Origin of the sequence: Bacteroides sp. RTP21281st1_H5_RTP21281_210402, assembly GCF_040918965.1 — a bacterium.
GTDB lineage: Bacteria > Bacteroidota > Bacteroidia > Bacteroidales > Bacteroidaceae > Bacteroides > Bacteroides congonensis.
This window is the reverse complement of the sequence record NZ_JBCOWR010000001.1, coordinates 846,164-863,517: the sequence shown is the minus strand read 5'-3', so window position 1 is coordinate 863,517 and position 17,354 is coordinate 846,164. Positions and strand designations below refer to the sequence as shown.

17 protein-coding genes and 1 tRNA gene are annotated in these 17,354 nt (G+C 43.6%); 8 read left to right on the top strand and 10 right to left on the bottom strand.

The window, feature by feature from the left end:
* Positions 1-6: 6 nt before the first annotated feature.
* The 4 genes from AB5443_RS03450 to AB5443_RS03435 are packed head-to-tail and all read right to left on the bottom strand — an operon-like array spanning position 7 to position 2,849.
* Positions 7-804: a DUF6048 family protein gene (locus AB5443_RS03450; protein WP_368113240.1), complete on the bottom strand. Its 798-nt coding sequence runs from the start codon at positions 802-804 to the stop codon at positions 7-9.
* Complete coding sequence (locus AB5443_RS03445) at positions 740-1,291, bottom strand: DUF6452 family protein (protein WP_307997551.1); 552 nt, start codon at positions 1,289-1,291, stop codon at positions 740-742. Before AB5443_RS03445 ends, AB5443_RS03450 begins: the two co-directional genes overlap by 65 nt.
* 20 nt (positions 1,292-1,311) lie before the next feature.
* Entirely contained in the window at positions 1,312-2,262 is a 951-nt protein-coding gene (locus AB5443_RS03440) for a glycosyltransferase family 2 protein (RefSeq protein WP_022137230.1), read from the bottom strand.
* Positions 2,263-2,291: 29 nt separating this feature from the next.
* Positions 2,292-2,849 (bottom strand): DUF4199 domain-containing protein, encoded by a 558-nt coding sequence (locus tag AB5443_RS03435; protein WP_044655467.1) that lies wholly within the window; start codon positions 2,847-2,849, stop codon positions 2,292-2,294.
* A 308-nt stretch (positions 2,850-3,157) separates the two neighbouring features.
* Here AB5443_RS03435 and AB5443_RS03430 point away from each other — a divergent pair.
* Positions 3,158-3,231, top strand: a tRNA-Thr gene (locus tag AB5443_RS03430).
* Between the two features lie 318 nt (positions 3,232-3,549).
* On the opposite strand, the gene AB5443_RS03425 is transcribed toward AB5443_RS03430, so the two are convergent.
* Both AB5443_RS03425 and eno read right to left on the bottom strand, forming a co-directional pair.
* Positions 3,550-4,026: a hypothetical protein gene (locus tag AB5443_RS03425; RefSeq protein WP_195408255.1), complete on the bottom strand. Its 477-nt coding sequence runs from the start codon at positions 4,024-4,026 to the stop codon at positions 3,550-3,552.
* Positions 4,027-4,375: 349 nt separating this feature from the next.
* Positions 4,376-5,656, bottom strand: a complete 1,281-nt coding sequence (eno, locus tag AB5443_RS03420) for a phosphopyruvate hydratase (RefSeq protein ID WP_073348026.1) — start codon at positions 5,654-5,656, stop codon at positions 4,376-4,378.
* 328 nt (positions 5,657-5,984) lie between these two features.
* On the opposite strand from eno, the gene AB5443_RS03415 reads away from it, so the two are divergent.
* The 3 genes from AB5443_RS03415 to AB5443_RS03405 all read left to right on the top strand — a co-directional run bounded on the left by AB5443_RS03415 (position 5,985) and on the right by AB5443_RS03405 (position 8,052).
* Positions 5,985-6,623, top strand: a complete 639-nt coding sequence (locus tag AB5443_RS03415) for a Crp/Fnr family transcriptional regulator (RefSeq protein ID WP_288862937.1) — start codon at positions 5,985-5,987, stop codon at positions 6,621-6,623.
* A 140-nt stretch (positions 6,624-6,763) separates the two neighbouring features.
* Positions 6,764-7,447 (top strand): hypothetical protein, encoded by a 684-nt coding sequence (locus AB5443_RS03410; RefSeq protein ID WP_277135679.1) that lies wholly within the window; start codon positions 6,764-6,766, stop codon positions 7,445-7,447.
* Positions 7,444-8,052 (top strand): hypothetical protein, encoded by a 609-nt coding sequence (locus tag AB5443_RS03405; protein ID WP_277135678.1) that lies wholly within the window; start codon positions 7,444-7,446, stop codon positions 8,050-8,052. The genes AB5443_RS03410 and AB5443_RS03405 overlap by 4 nt, the downstream gene beginning before the upstream one ends.
* A gap of 48 nt (positions 8,053-8,100) precedes the next feature.
* Here the strand turns inward: AB5443_RS03405 and AB5443_RS03400 are convergent, their stop codons facing one another.
* The 4 genes from AB5443_RS03400 to AB5443_RS03385 are packed head-to-tail and all read right to left on the bottom strand — an operon-like array spanning position 8,101 to position 10,779.
* Positions 8,101-8,763 (bottom strand): pentapeptide repeat-containing protein, encoded by a 663-nt coding sequence (locus AB5443_RS03400; protein WP_277135677.1) that lies wholly within the window; start codon positions 8,761-8,763, stop codon positions 8,101-8,103.
* The gene (crcB, locus tag AB5443_RS03395; RefSeq protein WP_022137351.1) at positions 8,760-9,134 is read right to left on the bottom strand and encodes a fluoride efflux transporter CrcB; all 375 of its coding nucleotides are present in this window, start codon (positions 9,132-9,134) and stop codon (positions 8,760-8,762) included. The genes AB5443_RS03400 and crcB overlap by 4 nt, the downstream gene beginning before the upstream one ends.
* Positions 9,135-9,152: 18 nt before the next feature.
* Positions 9,153-9,935 (bottom strand): hypothetical protein, encoded by a 783-nt coding sequence (locus AB5443_RS03390; RefSeq protein ID WP_277135676.1) that lies wholly within the window; start codon positions 9,933-9,935, stop codon positions 9,153-9,155.
* Between the two features lie 10 nt (positions 9,936-9,945).
* Positions 9,946-10,779, bottom strand: a complete 834-nt coding sequence (locus AB5443_RS03385; RefSeq protein ID WP_277135674.1) for a M23 family metallopeptidase — start codon at positions 10,777-10,779, stop codon at positions 9,946-9,948.
* A 272-nt stretch (positions 10,780-11,051) separates the two neighbouring features.
* On the opposite strand from AB5443_RS03385, the gene AB5443_RS03380 reads away from it, so the two are divergent.
* The 4 genes from AB5443_RS03380 (at position 11,052) to gcvT (ending at position 17,290) form a co-directional block, all read left to right on the top strand.
* Positions 11,052-13,211, top strand: a complete 2,160-nt coding sequence (locus AB5443_RS03380) for a glycoside hydrolase family 97 protein (protein ID WP_368113239.1) — start codon at positions 11,052-11,054, stop codon at positions 13,209-13,211.
* 164 nt (positions 13,212-13,375) lie between these two features.
* Positions 13,376-14,785, top strand: a complete 1,410-nt coding sequence (locus AB5443_RS03375) for an amidophosphoribosyltransferase (RefSeq protein WP_022137355.1) — start codon at positions 13,376-13,378, stop codon at positions 14,783-14,785.
* 119 nt (positions 14,786-14,904) lie between these two features.
* The gene (gene pepT / locus AB5443_RS03370) at positions 14,905-16,128 is read left to right on the top strand and encodes a peptidase T (RefSeq protein WP_277135672.1); all 1,224 of its coding nucleotides are present in this window, start codon (positions 14,905-14,907) and stop codon (positions 16,126-16,128) included.
* Between the two features lie 76 nt (positions 16,129-16,204).
* Positions 16,205-17,290, top strand: a complete 1,086-nt coding sequence (gene gcvT, locus AB5443_RS03365) for a glycine cleavage system aminomethyltransferase GcvT (RefSeq protein WP_277135671.1) — start codon at positions 16,205-16,207, stop codon at positions 17,288-17,290.
* Positions 17,291-17,354 lie beyond the last annotated feature (64 nt).

Below are 17,354 nucleotides of genomic sequence, written 5' to 3'. Positions count from 1 at the left end.
TATATTCTAAAGAGGCAGTTTGTAAATGAGGGAATAGGTGATTCCCATATTGTTCGATTTAAATTTTCCGTAGCCGGGCACATACCACGGGTCGCCGTACTCTCCGGTAGAAGCGCTTGTCTTGTACTTCATGCGTATCGACCAACCCATATTGAAATTCTTGTAAATACGTACTTTAACGCCTAAGACGATTTCCAGCCATTGTACCGAGCCTTTCATTCCCAAGTGGCTGAAAGGGACGCTTCCGCCCCAGTAATCATCTTCCAGACTCGGATTGCCTATGACGTCTCCCCAAATAGGGTCACCTGCCGGCATGGTGGATACATCGTATTTGAAGGAACTGAATGCGTAACGAAGGCCTGCATACAGGTAGCTGTTCTTTTCTTTCTTCTTTGCCATGGTGTTGTAGTCCACACCGATCCGGAAGAACGGGGCAGCTTTGCTCTTATAGTGGATACCCGTTTCGCTCCAGGTGTCTGTTCCACCCATACCGAATTCTATGGTAGGGATGAATTTGTTTTTGAGGTTGACTGCCACGCTGATTTCGGAACTCATGAAGTCGCTACCAAGAAGTTTGCTTCCCGGGCCGTATAAGTCCACGCCAATGTATGTACCATTGTAAAAAGGAATGGTATCTACTTCGGCAACCTTATTCTTTTTCTGATCTCTTTTGGGTGTATGGGTCGGGCGTTGTTGCTGCGCTAACAACGGGAGTCCGATACAAAAGAGCAGAAGCAGGCTAGTCAGTCGTATCCGGTGTGCGGTCACGATATTTAAAGAATATCTGTAGATTCTCAATTTCATTACTATTGGCTTCTTTATTTCTAAAATAGATAGAGTCTATTTTCTCCGAACTATTGGCTCTGTTTCCGAACTTGGTGCTGATGATATTTTGTTTCATCATATATCCGCATTCCATTGACTGGAAATAGGGCGTGTTCTGCTGTACGATATATAGGGTATCTACATCGTCAGGATTGTCTACCGGATTGTATTGGAGAATAAACACGGTAGAATCGCTGGTATAACGTAACGGCAGCATTATCTTATGCACTTTTTTCTCGTTGTTGAGAATGATTGAGTCCGTCCCCAATGCTTTGATTGTCAGTGAGTCAAGTGTGTCGTTTAACACCTTGGTCGGGTCAAGGCTCTTGTCTATGGTCTTGAATGTGCAATACATCATCGGGCGTCCCGCCAACGAACAATCGTTCTCGTCCGAGCATGAACTATGGATGCTCACAGCGGCACCGACGATTATCAATAGGAGAAAGATACGAACTAAATTCTTCATAGTCAATTATTGAATGTGAATCAAATTTTCTTTTCTATCTGATAGTTGTTCCGTTCCGGCGCATTGCGCGAGATTAATTCGCCAAGGAATCCGGCAAGGAATAATTGTGTACCTATAATCATTGCCGTGAGTGACAAATAAAAATAGGGAGAGTCGGTCACCAATCGGTAGGGCAGACCGTTGGACATGGCATATAGTTTGCTGGCGCCTACGATGATGACAGAAATCATTCCGACGAGAAACATCAAAGAACCCAGCAATCCGAAGAAATGCATCGGCTTGATTCCGAATTTGGAAAGGAACCAAAGGGAGAGCAAGTCCAGATAGCCGTTGACAAAGCGGTTGAGCCCGAATTTGGTAGTGCCGTACTTGCGTGCCTGGTGATGTACCACCTTTTCACCGATTTTTTTGAATCCGGCGTTCTTTGCCAAGTAGGGGATATAGCGGTGCATTTCACCGTACACTTCGATGTGTTTTACTACATCTTTGCGATATGCTTTCAGTCCGCAGTTAAAATCGTGCAGGTTTTTGATACCCGAGACTTTGCGTGCAGTGGCGTTGAATAACTTGGTTGGCAGTGTTTTCGATAATGGATCATATCTTTTTTGCTTCCAACCGGATACGAGGTCGTAACCATCTTCGGTTATCATCCGGTAGAGTTCGGGAATTTCGTCCGGGCTATCTTGCAGGTCTGCATCCATCGTGATAACCACGTCACCCTGGGCTTCGGCGAATCCGCAGTAGAGTGCGGGAGATTTGCCATAGTTGCGGCGGAATTTGATACCTTTTACGTGTTCTGATTGCGTCTTGAGCTTTTCTATCACTTCCCATGAGTGGTCGGTGCTTCCGTCGTTAACGAAAATCACTTCGAATGAGAATCCGTTGGCTTGCATTACCCGTTCTATCCAAGCGTAGAGTTCGGGTAGTGACTCTTCTTCATTGAATAATGGGACTACAACTGATATATCCATCTTTTTATTACTAAATTACGAATTACAAATTACGATTGCGAAGGTTCGTTGTTCTCAGGTTTTGCTCTTTTCATCACCATTAATGCGGTAGGGATGGCAAGGAGGCTTCCCCAGAATACATCCCATGATAATAGTTGCATGGTGATATTTATGGAATTGAGTGAACGGACACTGTCTATCGTCTCTTTTATAATCTCTTTGCTTTCAATCAGGGCGGGGGTGTTTGCCATCAGTTCGTCCCATAGTTGTGTATAAGAATTGATGATAAAGCCGTGGTCGATAAACTGGAAATAGATGTAATGGGCTACAGCTACCAGCAAGGAGGCAAACATATACATAAATATAGTAAAAAGGACAGCATGCGAAAACTGGATGCTTCCTCCGCATATCTTATCCCGATACATCTTCGTATAGTGGTAGCCGATGAACGGTACGGCCAATGTCAGGATTATAAATAAGAAAGAAAAGAAAGGGATACGAAACCCTAGTGGGAATAGTATGAATTTCAATATCCAATAGGCTCCCATATACGTGCCAAAGTGCATGGCATATTTCTGTAAATAGCTTCTGTTTTCTGTCATCTTCATTTATAAATTGCGCACAAAGGTACGAATAATATCGGTTGGTAGGGGAAATATGGTTGTTAAAGTTAATAAAGCAATAAAAGTTGCTACCCGGGATTTTTTTTGTACTTTTAATTGCTTGAAATGTAGTCTGTTAGTCTTTTTGTGTGAAAAAAGTTATCCATATCTATTGCAGGATTCATAAAAATGCCTACCTTTGCAACCGCAAAACGGGTAAGTCCTATACGGCCAGCTCCCTTCGAATCCTCCAGGGCTTGATCGCAGCAAAGGTAGTTGGTTGTAGCGGCGCGATATAGTTAGCTTACCCACCCGCCTCTTTAGCTCAGTTGGCCAGAGCACGTGATTTGTAATCTCGGGGTCGTTGGTTCGAATCCGACAAGAGGCTCAAAAATTGGATATACAGCCAGTTCACGAAGGAAAAAGCATTCAGGTATTTGCCTGAATGCTTTTCTTTTTTTATATTTGTACATTAGCGAAATATACATTAGCGAAATGTACAGTTCCGAAATGACCAGTTCGGAACTACGTATTTCGGAAGTATGTAAATCGTTACTAAATTGAGGAATATGAAAAATAATGGTTATCAGTAATTTAGTTGAAGATTAGTGGATGATTTTAAAAAGGTATTGTAAAGAGGACGGCAATGCATCCTCTTTATAAGTGATTGTTTTCTTTCTTATTTCATTTACGTATTCAAGTTCCACTATTCTTCTGACTTAGAATGTGCCGGATAGGAGCGAAGCAAATGCGTCACATTGGAGAGATGCTGATGCAATATTCCTTGAATTTGCTTGATAATGTTGCTATTGCCGGATAGAAAAACAATGAATTGTAGTTGAGAGGCAATTTCCTGGTTGGTCTGTTTGCGTACTTTGCTGTCTATGTCGTTTTGCATCAGATAAATGCCTAATGCTTTTTGGATGTTCGCTATTCCTTTCTCCCATTCGTGGTCGCCTAGCGTTTGGATAAAGCTGTAATATTGTTTAAGTTTGCTGCATAGCTTCTTTAATATGGTGTACTCCTTATCAATAGAGGGGTGGTTGTCTGTTGAACGTATCATTGTAGACATTTGTAAATAATACGTTTTCATTTCTTTTTCAGAGCGGAATTGGGATAAGATGTACTGGTTCATGATTCCTGATACCTCTTCCTGAACGTTTTTTGTTTGACTGTTTTCCATAATCTTAAAATTTAAAAGATGAATAATAGATTGATGGGAGGGTGGAAGAGCTAAAAAAGAAAGCGGTTTCGCCTGTCCCATTGTCTAACATACACAACGGCAGGTTTAGAGGTGCATTAACACTCCCTATGGGGGTGCGAAACCGCCATATAGGAACTTACGTACGAGCATAAATGCCCGCCGTAAAAAATAGGCAGGTTCCCCCCTGCCGTTGTTAATAAGTTAGACGTTACAAATGTAGTTATTATTTTTTTTAATCTATCAAATAAGTAGAGAAATAATTATGCAAAAAAGAGAGGATGGATTACAATTGAATCCACCCTCTCTCATTTTTATAAAAGGAATCTATTTACTTAATTCTCTTATATCCATACACAGCCAAATCACCAAGCTCTTCTTCAATGCGAAGTAACTGATTATACTTGGCCATACGGTCAGAACGGCTCAAAGAACCAGTCTTGATTTGTCCGCTGTTGGTAGCTACTGCGATGTCGGCGATAGTAGCGTCTTCCGTTTCACCGGAACGGTGAGAAGTGACGGTAGTATAGCCGTGGCGGTGAGCCATTTCGATAGCGTTCAATGTCTCAGTCAAAGAACCGATTTGGTTTACTTTAATAAGGATAGAGTTGGCGCAACCTTTTTCGATACCCATTGCAAGGAAATCGACGTTTGTCACGAACAGGTCGTCACCTACCAACTGGCAGCGGTCACCGATACGTTCAGTGAGTTTCTTCCAGCCGTCCCAGTCATTTTCACTCATACCGTCTTCGATAGAGTCAATAGGATATTTGTTGATTAACTCTTCCAAATAGTCGATTTGTTCCTCGGCGGTACGTTTCTTGCCTTTTTCGCCTTCAAACTTGGTATAGTCGTAAATACCGTCATGGTAGAATTCCGAAGAAGCGCAGTCCATACCGATCATTACGTCTTTGCCCGGTTCGTATCCTGCTGCTTTGATAGCGGCGAGAATAGAATTCAAAGCGTCTTCCGTACCTTCCAGGTTAGGAGCAAAACCGCCTTCGTCACCTACGGCGGTGCTAAGTCCGCGGTCTTTCAATACTTTCTTCAATGCATGGAATACTTCAGCACCCATGCGCAAACCTTCTCTGAAAGAGGGAGCACCTACCGGGCGAATCATAAATTCCTGGAATGCGATAGGAGCGTCACTATGTGAACCACCATTGATGATATTCATCATTGGTACAGGCATTACATACGTATTTGTTCCACCGATATAGCGGTATAAAGGAAGGTCTAAATAGTTGGCGGCAGCTTTGGCTACGGCAAGAGAAACACCAAGGATAGCGTTAGCACCCAAGTTGGATTTGGTCTTGGTGCCATCCAATGCCAACATAGCGTAGTCGATTCCTCTCTGGTTGAGTGAAGACATTCCGACCAATTTCGGAGCAATGACTTTATTTACATTGTCAACCGCTTTTTGTACACCTTTTCCACCATAGCGTTGCTTGTCACCATCGCGAAGCTCCAATGCTTCGTGTTCACCTGTGGAAGCACCCGACGGCACTGACGCGCGTCCCATAATGCCTGATTCCAATACTACGTCAACTTCTACTGTGGGGTTACCTCTTGAGTCGAGAATTTCTCGAGCTACAATTTTTTCAATTTTCATCGTTTCTATTGTTTTTGAATAAGATTTTTGCAAAAGTACGGACTTGACGGGGAGTGGGAAATCACTATAAATAGGTATTCTTTTTGTTCCTGTTCCCTATATGTCATTAGTTCACGTCCTTATACTATAACAACGGGACGATGCTTTTTGTTTGAACGTAATGAAGGAAATGTGAAGTGACAGGGGCTTCCTGTTTGAAATTTGTTCGGCATTATGGGGAATTCTTTTTACGTATGTTTTCCGAAGGAGGTTTGGTTGCAGTGATTGGAGTAGAGTATATCGAAGAGGATTGTAATAGAATATGATTGAGGGATAAATTTCTGCAACTATGGCAGATTATTCATCGAACTTCGTTATATTTGCAATGTATACTCGTTGGTTAAATCGGAATATGGCAAACTTCAATTCATATATAGACAATTTGGATATGACTTTCTGGCATGGAATCTGTCTGCAAAACGGAATGGTAAAGCATTACCGGAAAGGAGAGGTCTTTGTTTGGCAGGGAGATGTCATCAAGTATTTTGGGATTATCAGGAAGGGATATTTCAAATATACGATAACGGACACTGAAGGCCACGAACATATTACAGGGTTTGTATTCAGCAATGGCCTGGTGGGTGATTTTCTAAGTACCGTAAATAAGGAATCTGTTAAGACCAATATCATTGCAGCGACAGATGCGGAGGTGATACAATGCCCCGCCAGCGTACTGAAACGCCAGCTTGAGCATTCGCCGGCACTGCGTCGGGCTCTGACAGAAGGCTTGTTTCGTCAAGCTTATATGCAGTACTTGGATTTGTATAGCTCGTCGCCCAAAGCGCGTTATCTTGCTCTGCTGAAGCGATGTCCGGATATATTGCAAAACATTACTCTCAAAGAAATGGCCTCTTATCTGCAAATAACGCCTACACATCTGAGCCGTATCCGGAAAGAACTGACATTCACCAATAATACATTGGAATAAAATTCTCCGCTCCTATCTTCAGCTAATATATTTTTTCCTTTTTCTGAATTTTATGTTATGCTTGCAGTTCTCAACCTATGTTGAGAATCATTTGTCTGCTATGCCTTAATTTTGCATTCATCATTTAAATATAGACTCGTATGAAACCTTTAAGAATCACCCGCTTTCTACTGATTGCTATGGCGGCATTCTGTGTATGGACGTTCAACTCTTGCCAAGTTGTAGAATTAGTAATCAGTGGTACAACTTATTATGAAACGGAAATTACTACGAAAGACAATCAACTGATTGCCGGACAAATAGGCGGCCAACGTTCTTCTAACCTGCCTTCCGGAGCCAAAACCATCAGTATCAAGACAGAAGAAGGACGAAAAAAAGTCAAGAGTGAGGAAATCAAATACATGACGCTGGCGCGTAAGAATCATCCGGAAAAACGGCAGACATTAGTATATGCAGAATTCAAGATGCCATATACAAAGAAGGGCGAACAGAAATTTCGCACATTCAAGAATTGGCAGATATTGAACAGTGTAGGCGACCATCTTCTCATAACTGCGTACGGACACACTTACAGCCTCGCTAAAGATGGAGCTTTAATTATCACTTACAGTAGAGACGAGGGAATACAATATTGTATTCAGCGTCAGAGCGATGATTGTCCGATACTTATCGGAAGAAGCATCTCCAGCCGGTCGTATATGCGCAAACAGTGGCAGGCATACCTTGCTGATGATCCTGTATTATGTGAGAAGATAGCGAAGAAGGAGATTGACGCATTTGATTTTACCGCTATCACCGAACAATATAATCCTGTAGGTAAATGACTTTCGGGTATTTCTTCCTGCTTGTTGCAATACTCTTCTCGCCATGCTTATGTCATAATGTATCGGCTCAGGAAAGTAATCTCAAAGACGGGTCAGCACTTTACAGTATAGGATTTGGCTATGAATGGATGTCGGACGCTTATTCTTCCCATGGATTTGCGCTTGATGTACGCGCCCGTTTCTATATGTCAGGGCGGCTTTTTTGTGAACTAATGGGACATTGGGGCACGCACGAGGGAAGTAAGAACGTGCTGCAAAAAGGAAAACCATTCGATGTTGATGATGAGCGAAACACGTTGCTGGGAGCCGTAGGCCCCGGTTACGAGATATTTCAGAATGAGAATCAAACGTTTGACATCTATATCAAAGGGCTTGTAGGCTATGGCATCAGGTCTTCTCGTTTTGATGATTACCAAATAACCGGCAGTGAAGACGGGCACGTCACGCTGGGATGCGATAAAAAGAAAAAGGGGATAGCTGCCGTTGTCGGATTGGGAATGGACACGCGTTTCAAACGATGGACACTTACCCCCTCTGTTGATGTGTTTTATATCGGGAATGAATGGAATGTGGTTACAATGATATCTTTTGGCTTTTTTCTTTGAGATACACTTGTAAACCATTGCGGAGGCGGACAGCTCTTGAACGGCTTTTTAATCTTCGATGACAACGCCTAACAGTGGAAGTAAATCCATAGCTTGCAGGGAGGTGATGACAGCTCCTTTCAAGTCGCTGATATTAAGCGTGATTCCACAGATTCGGGAAGTGCGCAAGTCTATTCCGCGAAGCGGGGCATGCGAGAAGTCGGCTTCCACCAAATCGCAACTATCAAAAGCGATGGAAGAGAACCGGCAGTCGTTCAAACTTCCGTTACGAAGCAGGCTGTGCGCGAAGCGTACCTGATTCATTTTGCTCATGGCCAGATTGATATATCCAGCATTGCAATCATGCAGCAGGACATGATTCATGGTCGTTTCGGATAAATTAGTTCCCAACAGTTTGCAGGAGATGAATTCTACCCGGTAAAGTGAACTTTCGGCAAAAGAGATGTTAGATAAATCGCAATTCTCAAACCGGACATCGGTCAGTTGGGAAGAACGGAACTTGCACTCGCTAAAGGTCTGATGCCGGAAGGTGCAGTTCTTGAAGCTCTTATAAGACTTGTCGATGCCTTCCTCTCTTCCTTTGCAGAATAAGAGATGGGAAATGGTTTCTTCCCTGTCGAGCCATTCTTCTAAAGTGATTGTGCTGATTTCCTGTTCTTCCATTATGGGAGAAACTACGCGGACGGGTTTGGCTGAATTTCTTTTTATCATGCCTTTCCCACATATCCGCCGGCCAGTGCGGCAGCTAGTCCTATACCTATACTTAATAAGGTATAGAGGATGAATGTACCGTAAAATTCTCCTTTCAGCAGACCTATGCCGTCACTGGAGAAAGTGGAGAAGGTGGTGAATCCGCCACATAATCCCGTTGTCAGAAATAGGCGGACTTCGAAAGGAAGGTGGAACCGTTCTGAAAGGGCATAAAACAGACCGATAAGAAAACTGCCGAGAAGATTGACGGTGAACGTTGCCCACGGGAAATGGTAGGGGACAATCCGTTCGTGCATAAATAACTGGACGCAGTAGCGTAATGCGCTGCCGGTACCACCACCGATAAAGATATAGATAATTTCCTTACTCATTTGATTTTAACATTTGCATTATTTGTAAGCAGCTTCGAAATCTTTCTCGAATTTCTGGAAACCGCCGGGATAGACACGGTCTATCCGTTCAGAAACGGTTGACGAGTCGTTTTTGTTTTGCAGGGAAGCGATGAGGCTTTTTAGTATGTCCCTTGGCACTGTTTCTATCCAGAATGTGACAAGCGCGTGCGCAAGAATGTATGAATATTGCTCGTCAGTTGTCTGCCGCTTCATGAACTTGCCGTGTCCGCTATTTATAAATGTAGGGAGATCGACTTCTCCCAGCATATACATTGTGCGGATTCTGCCTTGCTCGTATTCGGAAAAAGTGTGGTGGAGTCCTTTCTTCGTCACTTTGCAATGCTCGAAATATTCCGATAAGCCTTCGTTGAGCCAGCTAGGCGGGAATCTCCCGAGGATTTGCCGGACGAAGTGGTGGCTGAGTTCATGGTAAATTATGGCAAGGCTTCGTTCCCGTCCTTTTTCCCGTCCCAATATGATTGCCTTTTGTAGTTTCGACGAATATACGCCGCTCGCTTTGAATGGCGGGGGAAAGGATATATTTACGCTTTCCAGGTATGCTAGAGCTTCTTTTCTATTCTCGAATACCAGCAATTGAAGGGTAAGAGTATCAGGTAGCCCGAATTGCGTGTAGAAATTGACTTCATGACTGATAAATTCTTCGATATTCCGCCGGTCTTTATCAGGAAGCGGGTCGCCACTGTATTCTATTTTTACAGTCTGTGCATTGAGCAGACCGCAAAAGATAAAAAGTGAAAAAAGAAGATAGAATATACGCATGATAATATTACTATTTCAGGTTTTTCTGTTTCATATATTTCTTTTTGTCACGTTTGCTCATATCCTGCATGATAAGTTCATCATTGGTCAGCGCTTGGTAGATTGTTTTCTCTTTAGGTTTAATGTCTCCTTCTGTTGTGCGGAATACAGGTATGAAGTGGGAGTAAGGATATCCCGAAGATTCGCCACCTTTAAATTTATTCTCATCCAAAAAGAAGAATGAGATGGAAACTTTCAAAGCCCCTGCTTTTCCTACGGGCTGTCCGACTTGTACTTTCTCGCCGGGCTGGATGTATTTTTCGCTCATCATCAGGTAAGCCGCGAAAGTCTGGTCGGCGTGATAGACAAGCAGTTGCCGTGGATTGCTTGTCTTACAAGCTATTCCGCTACGGGTGGCATAAACCAAGTCACCTTCTTTTATGCGGAAGTTGAGCGTCTTTGCAAATTCTCGCGGGTCGGTTTGCCACTCTGTCTTTTCTCCATTTTTCACGGGTAAGGCATAAGGAGTATTGATTTGGAAGTCTTTGGGAAACTTACCGCGATAGCATTTGTAACTCGACGCGCTTTTGAACGGATTCTCGAACGACGCGTTTTTTTCTATTTTGAATATGGTATTTTTCCCGGGAGTCAGATTGTAGGAGCGGTCATTCATGCGGTATAGATAATAGTCGCAATAATCTTCGTTGTAGTAATTAAGCTCCCTGTCTCCCTGTGTGCTCGTTTCCCATTTTGATTCAATGATTCCGAACGGGCGTTCCATTAATTTCCGTAAGGACTGGGCGGAGATGTGGCAGGCGGATAGTGAGAATGCGAATAAGATAATAAATTTAAGGTGTTGTGCCATAATTTACATAAATAGATTGTATAACCTTTAGAGAAATAAATAATTTGCTTGCAAATATAGAAAGAAACTGCGATATATGAAGGTTATCATGCTATTTTATTCGGCAAAGCCACTATATTTTTTCTTCTTTATGAGTTTTGTAATCTGCTTATAGTTAATGTTTTATGTGACGTGTGATACCCTTTTTCTCTATATTCTGATTATAAAGAAAAACAGCCGTCATGTTTCTTGTCTATCTTTGCCATACGATTACTAACTAACGTATTTATATCATGAAGAACATGAAAACAGGAACTGCAATGTGGCTTTGCCTGCTGCTTGCTTTTTTAGTCGGCACGTCAGCGAAAGCCGAAAGTATTACATCTCCCGATGGGCAATTAAAACTTGATTTCTCCGTCAATGCGCAAGGAGAACCCGTGTATGAACTTTCTTATAAAGGAAAGGAAGTGATTAAACCTTCCCGACTGGGATTGGAACTGAAGAATGATCCGGGGTTAATGAATGGATTTACTTTGGCCGATACCCGGACTTCTACTTTTGATGAAACTTGGGAACCGGTGTGGGGAGAAGTGAAATCAATCCGCAATTATTATAATGAAATGGCTGTTACCTTGAATCAAAAGGCACAGGAGCGCAGTATTATTATCCGTTTCCGCCTTTATAATGATGGTTTGGGATTTCGCTATGAGTTTCCGCTACAAAAGAATCTGAATTACTTTGTTATTAAGGAAGAACATTCGCAGTTTGCCATGGCAGGGGATCATACGGCCTTTTGGATTCCCGGTGACTATGATACGCAGGAATATGACTATACCGAGTCCAAACTTTCGGAGATCCGTGGGTTATTGCAGGGAGCAATTACCGGAAATGCTTCTCAAACTTCTTTTTCGCCAACAGGCGTACAGACTTCTCTGCAAATGAAAACAGCCGACGGCCTGTACATCAACTTGCACGAAGCTGCTTTGGTAGACTATTCTTGTATGCATTTGAATCTCGACGATAAGAATTTGATTTTTGAATCATGGCTGACACCTGACGCCAAAGGGGATAAAGGATATATGCAAGCTCCTTGCCGGTCACCTTGGCGCACAGTGATTGTCAGCGATGATGCCCGCGATATTCTGGCTTCCAAATTGACGTTGAACCTGAACGAGCCTTGTGCTTACGAAGATGTTTCCTGGATTAAGCCGGTGAAGTATATCGGTGTGTGGTGGGAAATGATTAGCGGTAAAAGCTCATGGGCATATACGGACGATGTTTATTCTGTGAAACTCGGTGAGACGGATTATTCAAAGACAAAGCCGAACGGACGGCATGCTGCGAATAATGACAATGTGAAACGTTATATTGACTTTGCGTCCCTGCATGGATTCGACCAGGTGCTGGTGGAAGGATGGAATGAGGGTTGGGAGGACTGGTTCGGCCATTCCAAAGATTATGTTTTTGATTTTGTTACTCCTTATCCCGACTTCGATTTGAAAATGCTCAATGCGTATGCGAAGGAAAAAGGAGTGAAGCTGATGATGCATCACGAAACTTCTGCTTCCGCGCGCAACTATGAACGTCATTTGGATACTGCTTATCAATTTATGGTAGATAACGGATACGACGCTGTCAAGAGTGGTTATGTAGGTAATATCATTCCTCGCGGAGAACATCACTACGGACAATGGATGAACGATCATTATCTGTATGCAGTGAAGAAAGCGGCGGATTACAAGATTTGTGTAAATGCGCACGAAGCGGTTCGCCCGACGGGATTATGCCGTACTTACCCCAATCTGATTGGCAATGAATCGGCACGCGGTACGGAATATGAGGCCTTCGCAGGCAATAAGCCGTTTCATACGACACTGCTTCCTTTCACCCGTCTGATTGGCGGCCCGATGGATTATACTCCGGGCATCTTCGATACAAAACTTTCTTTCCTGCAAGGCGACCATAGTTTTGTGCGTACCACGCTGGCAAAACAACTGGCTCTTTATGTCACGATGTATAGCCCGTTGCAGATGGCAGCCGATTTTCCGGAGAATTATGAGCGCCACTTGGATGCTTTCCAATTTATTAAAGATGTAGCGCTCGATTGGGACGACAGTAAATACCTGGAAGCAGAACCGGGGGATTATATCACCGTAGCCCGTAAGGCTAAAGGCACTGATAACTGGTTTGTGGGCGGTATCACCGACGAAAATCCCCGCACTTCTACGTTCGCGCTCGATTTCCTTGAACCGGGAAAACAATATGTAGCTACGCTGTATGAGGATGGCAAAGACGCGGATTTTGAAAAGAATCCGACTTCTTATCAAATAAAGAAAGGTATCGTAACCGCTAAAACCCGTATTTCGGCGAAACTTGCCCGGAGCGGTGGATTTGCTTTGAGTCTGATCGAAGCAACTCCGGCAGACAGGAAGATAATTAAGAAATGGAAATAAGATTCAGGTAGAGGGATTGTGTTCGGATTTCCCGCTTTTAATAAATATTAGTTATTGCCCTGCGAAGAAATATTAAACTTTGCGGGGCTCTTTATTTTATCAGACGGATTCTTTTTTGTACTTTTGCGCATCTTTTTTAAAACATCATCAATAAAGAGAACGACATGGGAGGTTTTTTCGGAACAGTCTCGAAAACTAGTTGCGTGACTGATTTATTCTACGGTACAGATTATAACTCACATCTGGGTACAAAGCGGGGAGGACTCGCGACATATAGTAAGGAAAAAGGGTTTATCCGTTCCATTCATAATTTGGAAAGTACCTATTTCCGAACCAAGTTCGAAGGAGAACTGGACAAGTTTAAAGGAAACGCCGGAATCGGCATCATCAGTGACACAGACGCACAACCTATCATTATCAACTCTCACCTCGGCCGCTTCGCCATTGTTACCGTCGCAAAAATAGCCAATATCCAACAATTGGAAGACGAGCTTCTCAGCCAGAATATGCACTTCGCCGAACTTAGTTCGAGCAGTACCAATCAAACGGAACTTATCGCGCTGCTTATCATACAAGGCAGAAACTTTGTCGAAGGGGTCGAAAATGTGTTCAAGCATATCAAAGGTTCTTGTTCCATGCTTATCCTGACGGAAGATGGAAGTATCATCGCCGCCCGCGACCAGTGGGGACGTACTCCGGTGGTAATCGGCAAGAAAGACGGTGCTTATGCTGCGACAAGCGAATCGTCCAGTTTCCCGAACCTGGATTATGAGATTGAGAAATATCTGGGGCCGGGTGAAATTGTCCGTATGTATGACGACCACATTGAGCAGCTTCGCAAACCGAATGAGGATATGCAGATTTGTTCGTTCCTGTGGGTGTACTACGGTTTCCCGACTTCCTGCTACGAAGGCAAGAATGTGGAAGAAGTCCGTTTCACAAGCGGATTGAAGATGGGGCAGACAGATGAATCGGAAGTGGATTGTGCCTGTGGTATCCCTGATTCGGGAGTAGGCATGGCTTTGGGGTATGCGGAAGGAAAGGGAGTTCCCTATCATCGCGCCATCTCAAAATATACGCCGACATGGCCTCGCAGCTTTACCCCCAGCAATCAGGAAATGCGTTCGTTGGTTGCCAAGATGAAGTTGATTCCGAACCGTGCGATGCTTCAGGGAAAACGTCTGTTGTTCTGTGATGATTCAATAGTCCGCGGCACGCAGCTACGTGACAATGTGAAGATTCTATATGATTATGGAGCAAAAGAGGTACATATGCGTATCGCCTGTCCGCCGTTGATTTATGCTTGTCCGTTTGTGGGATTCTCTGCTTCCAAGAATGCGTTGGAATTGATTACCCGCCGTATTATCAAGGAACTGGAAGGTGACGAAAATAAGAATTTGGAAAAATATGCTACTACCGGTTCGCCTGAATATGAAAAGATGGTCAGCATCATTGCCGAGCGTTTCGGGCTGTCTTCCTTGAAGTTCAATACGCTCGAAACACTGATTGAAGCTATCGGATTGCCCAAATGTAAAGTGTGCACACACTGCTTTGACGGCAGCAGCCACTTTTAAAAAAGATTATACAATAAAAAAGAGCCGTGAATTGCTTTGTAATTCACGGCTCTTTTTTTACCTTTACGGCATTGTAAACTATCAAATAGTAAGTAGTAAATCGTTAAATCGTAAATAAAATGACTTTAGTAGACAGATTTTTAAAGTACGTGAGCTTCGATACACAATCTGATGAATCGACAGGGCTTACTCCCAGTACTCCGAAACAGATGGTATTCGCCGAATATCTGAAAGCGGAACTGGAATCTTTGGGATTGGAGGATATTACTTTGGACGGACATGGCTATCTTTTTGCTACGCTTCCTGCCAATATAGATAAAGAAGTTCCGACTATCGGATTCATAGCCCATATGGATACAAGTCCTGATATGAGCGGCAAGGATGTGACTCCGCGCATCGTTGAAAAGTACGATGGTTCGGACATTGTGCTTTGTGCGGAAGAGAATGTAATCCTTTCTCCTGCGCAATTCCCCGAATTGCTGGATCATAAGGGCGAAGACCTGATTGTGACCGACGGAAAGACTTTGCTCGGTGCTGACGATAAGGCGGGGATTGCGGAAATCGTTTCGGCAATGGTTTATCTGAAAGAACATCCCGAAATCAAGCATGGAAAGATTCGTATCGGATTCAACCCCGATGAAGAAATCGGTGAAGGTGCTCATAAATTCGATGTAGAGAAGTTCGGTTGTGAGTGGGGATATACAATGGATGGCGGTGAAGTGGGAGAACTGGAGTTCGAGAACTTCAATGCTGCTGCCGCCAAGGTTATCTTTAAAGGGCGCAATGTGCATCCGGGTTATGCCAAGGACAAGATGATTAACTCTATTTATCTTGCCAATCAGTTTACCAACCTGCTTCCTGCACAGGAAAGACCGGAACATACTACGGGATATGAGGGTTTCTATCATCTGATAGGAATTCAGGGTGAAGTGGAGCAAAGTACTGTTTCTTATATCATCCGCGACCATGACCGTGTTAAATTTGAAGACCGCAAGAAGGAGATGGAACGTCTGGTGGCTCAAATGAACGAAGAATATGGCGAAGGTACGGTGACTCTTGAGTTGCGCGACCAATATTATAATATGCGTGAGAAGATAGAACCGGTAATGCATATCATCGACACTGCTTTTGCCGCAATGGAAGCCGTTGGCGTGAAGCCGAACGTGAAACCGATTCGTGGTGGTACGGATGGTGCGCAACTTTCTTTCAAAGGGTTGCCTTGTCCGAACATCTTTGCCGGCGGTTTGAATTTCCACGGACGCTACGAGTTTGTTCCTGTTCAGAACATGGAAAAGGCTATGAAAGTCATCGTGAAGATTGCCGAACTAGTCGCTTCCAAATAAAAAGTCTTGCTTGGACTGCTTCCTGATAGCACATAATACTTGATTCTTAATACTTGAAACTTAATACTTTAAAATAATGAAAACCACTCCGTTTACAGAGAAACATATAGCACTCGGTGCTAAGATGCATGAATTTGCAGGTTATAACATGCCTATTGAATACTCCGGTATCATTGACGAACATCTCACTGTTTGTCAGAATGTCGGTGTGTTCGATGTGTCCCATATGGGAGAATTTTGGGTGAAAGGGCCGAATGCGTTGGCTTTTCTTCAAAAAGTGACTTCCAATAATGTGGCGGCACTGACTCCGGGAAAGATACAATATACTTGTTTTCCTAATGAAGAAGGTGGTATCGTAGATGACTTGCTGGTTTATCACTTTGAACCGGAAAAATATATGCTGGTAGTCAATGCTGCCAATATGGAGAAAGACTGGAACTGGTGCGTTTCCCATAATACGGAGGGTGCGGAACTGGAAAATTCTTCAGATAATATCGGGCAGCTTGCTGTGCAAGGCCCGAAAGCGATTCTTGCTTTGCAGAAGTTGACGGATATTGATTTGTCGGCTATTCCGTATTATACGTTTAAGGTAGGAACGTTTGCGGGCAAAGAGAATGTGATAATCTCCAATACGGGTTATACCGGTGCGGGAGGTTTTGAACTGTATTTCTATCCGGATGCCGCCGATGTTATTTGGCAGGCTGTTTTTGAAGCAGGTGAAGAGTATGGTATCAAGCCTATCGGTTTGGGAGCTCGTGATACGCTTCGGCTGGAGATGGGATTCTGTCTGTATGGAAACGACCTGGATGATACAACTTCCCCGATAGAAGCCGGATTGGGATGGATTACCAAGTTTGTGGACGGTAAGGATTTCATCAACCGTCCTATGCTGGAGAAGCAGAAAGCGGAAGGAACTACCCGCAAGTTGGTCGGTTTTGAAATGATTGACCGGGGGATTCCCCGCCATGGTTACGAACTGGTGAATCCGGAAGGGGAGAAGATTGGTGTAGTGACTTCGGGCACTATGTCGCCTACCCGCAAGATTGGTATCGGTATGGGGTATGTGAAGCCTGAATATAGTAAGGTGGGCACGGAAATCTGTATCGACATGCGCGGACGTAAATTAAAAGCAGTAATAGTAAAACCACCTTTCAGAAAATAAGATTTTAAATCTGTCTTGTTTGATAAGGCCCCGGATAAGTTCTGAATTTATCCGGGGCTGATTG

Bases quoted from the DNA above. Each gene is read 5' to 3' on its own strand.
- AB5443_RS03445 (WP_307997551.1), bottom strand. From the start codon at position 1,291: ATGAAGAATTTAGTTCGTATCTTTCTCCTATTGATAATCGTCGGTGCC.
- AB5443_RS03400 (WP_277135677.1), bottom strand. From the start codon at position 8,763: ATGATAAAAAGAAATTCAGCCAAACCCGTCCGCGTAGTTTCTCCCATA.
- AB5443_RS03405 (WP_277135678.1), top strand. From the start codon at position 7,444: ATGACTTTCGGGTATTTCTTCCTGCTTGTTGCAATACTCTTCTCGCCA.
- AB5443_RS03390 (WP_277135676.1), bottom strand. From the start codon at position 9,935: ATGCGTATATTCTATCTTCTTTTTTCACTTTTTATCTTTTGCGGTCTG.
- AB5443_RS03450 (WP_368113240.1), bottom strand. From the start codon at position 804: ATGAAATTGAGAATCTACAGATATTCTTTAAATATCGTGACCGCACAC.
- crcB (WP_022137351.1), bottom strand. From the start codon at position 9,134: ATGAGTAAGGAAATTATCTATATCTTTATCGGTGGTGGTACCGGCAGC.
- gcvT (WP_277135671.1), top strand. From the start codon at position 16,205: ATGAAAACCACTCCGTTTACAGAGAAACATATAGCACTCGGTGCTAAG.
- AB5443_RS03435 (WP_044655467.1), bottom strand. From the start codon at position 2,849: ATGAAGATGACAGAAAACAGAAGCTATTTACAGAAATATGCCATGCAC.
- AB5443_RS03410 (WP_277135679.1), top strand. From the start codon at position 6,764: ATGAAACCTTTAAGAATCACCCGCTTTCTACTGATTGCTATGGCGGCA.
- eno (WP_073348026.1), bottom strand. From the start codon at position 5,656: ATGAAAATTGAAAAAATTGTAGCTCGAGAAATTCTCGACTCAAGAGGT.
- AB5443_RS03385 (WP_277135674.1), bottom strand. From the start codon at position 10,779: ATGGCACAACACCTTAAATTTATTATCTTATTCGCATTCTCACTATCC.
- AB5443_RS03375 (WP_022137355.1), top strand. From the start codon at position 13,376: ATGGGAGGTTTTTTCGGAACAGTCTCGAAAACTAGTTGCGTGACTGAT.
- AB5443_RS03415 (WP_288862937.1), top strand. From the start codon at position 5,985: ATGGCAGATTATTCATCGAACTTCGTTATATTTGCAATGTATACTCGT.
- pepT (WP_277135672.1), top strand. From the start codon at position 14,905: ATGACTTTAGTAGACAGATTTTTAAAGTACGTGAGCTTCGATACACAA.
- AB5443_RS03440 (WP_022137230.1), bottom strand. From the start codon at position 2,262: ATGGATATATCAGTTGTAGTCCCATTATTCAATGAAGAAGAGTCACTA.
- AB5443_RS03425 (WP_195408255.1), bottom strand. From the start codon at position 4,026: ATGGAAAACAGTCAAACAAAAAACGTTCAGGAAGAGGTATCAGGAATC.
- AB5443_RS03380 (WP_368113239.1), top strand. From the start codon at position 11,052: ATGAAGAACATGAAAACAGGAACTGCAATGTGGCTTTGCCTGCTGCTT.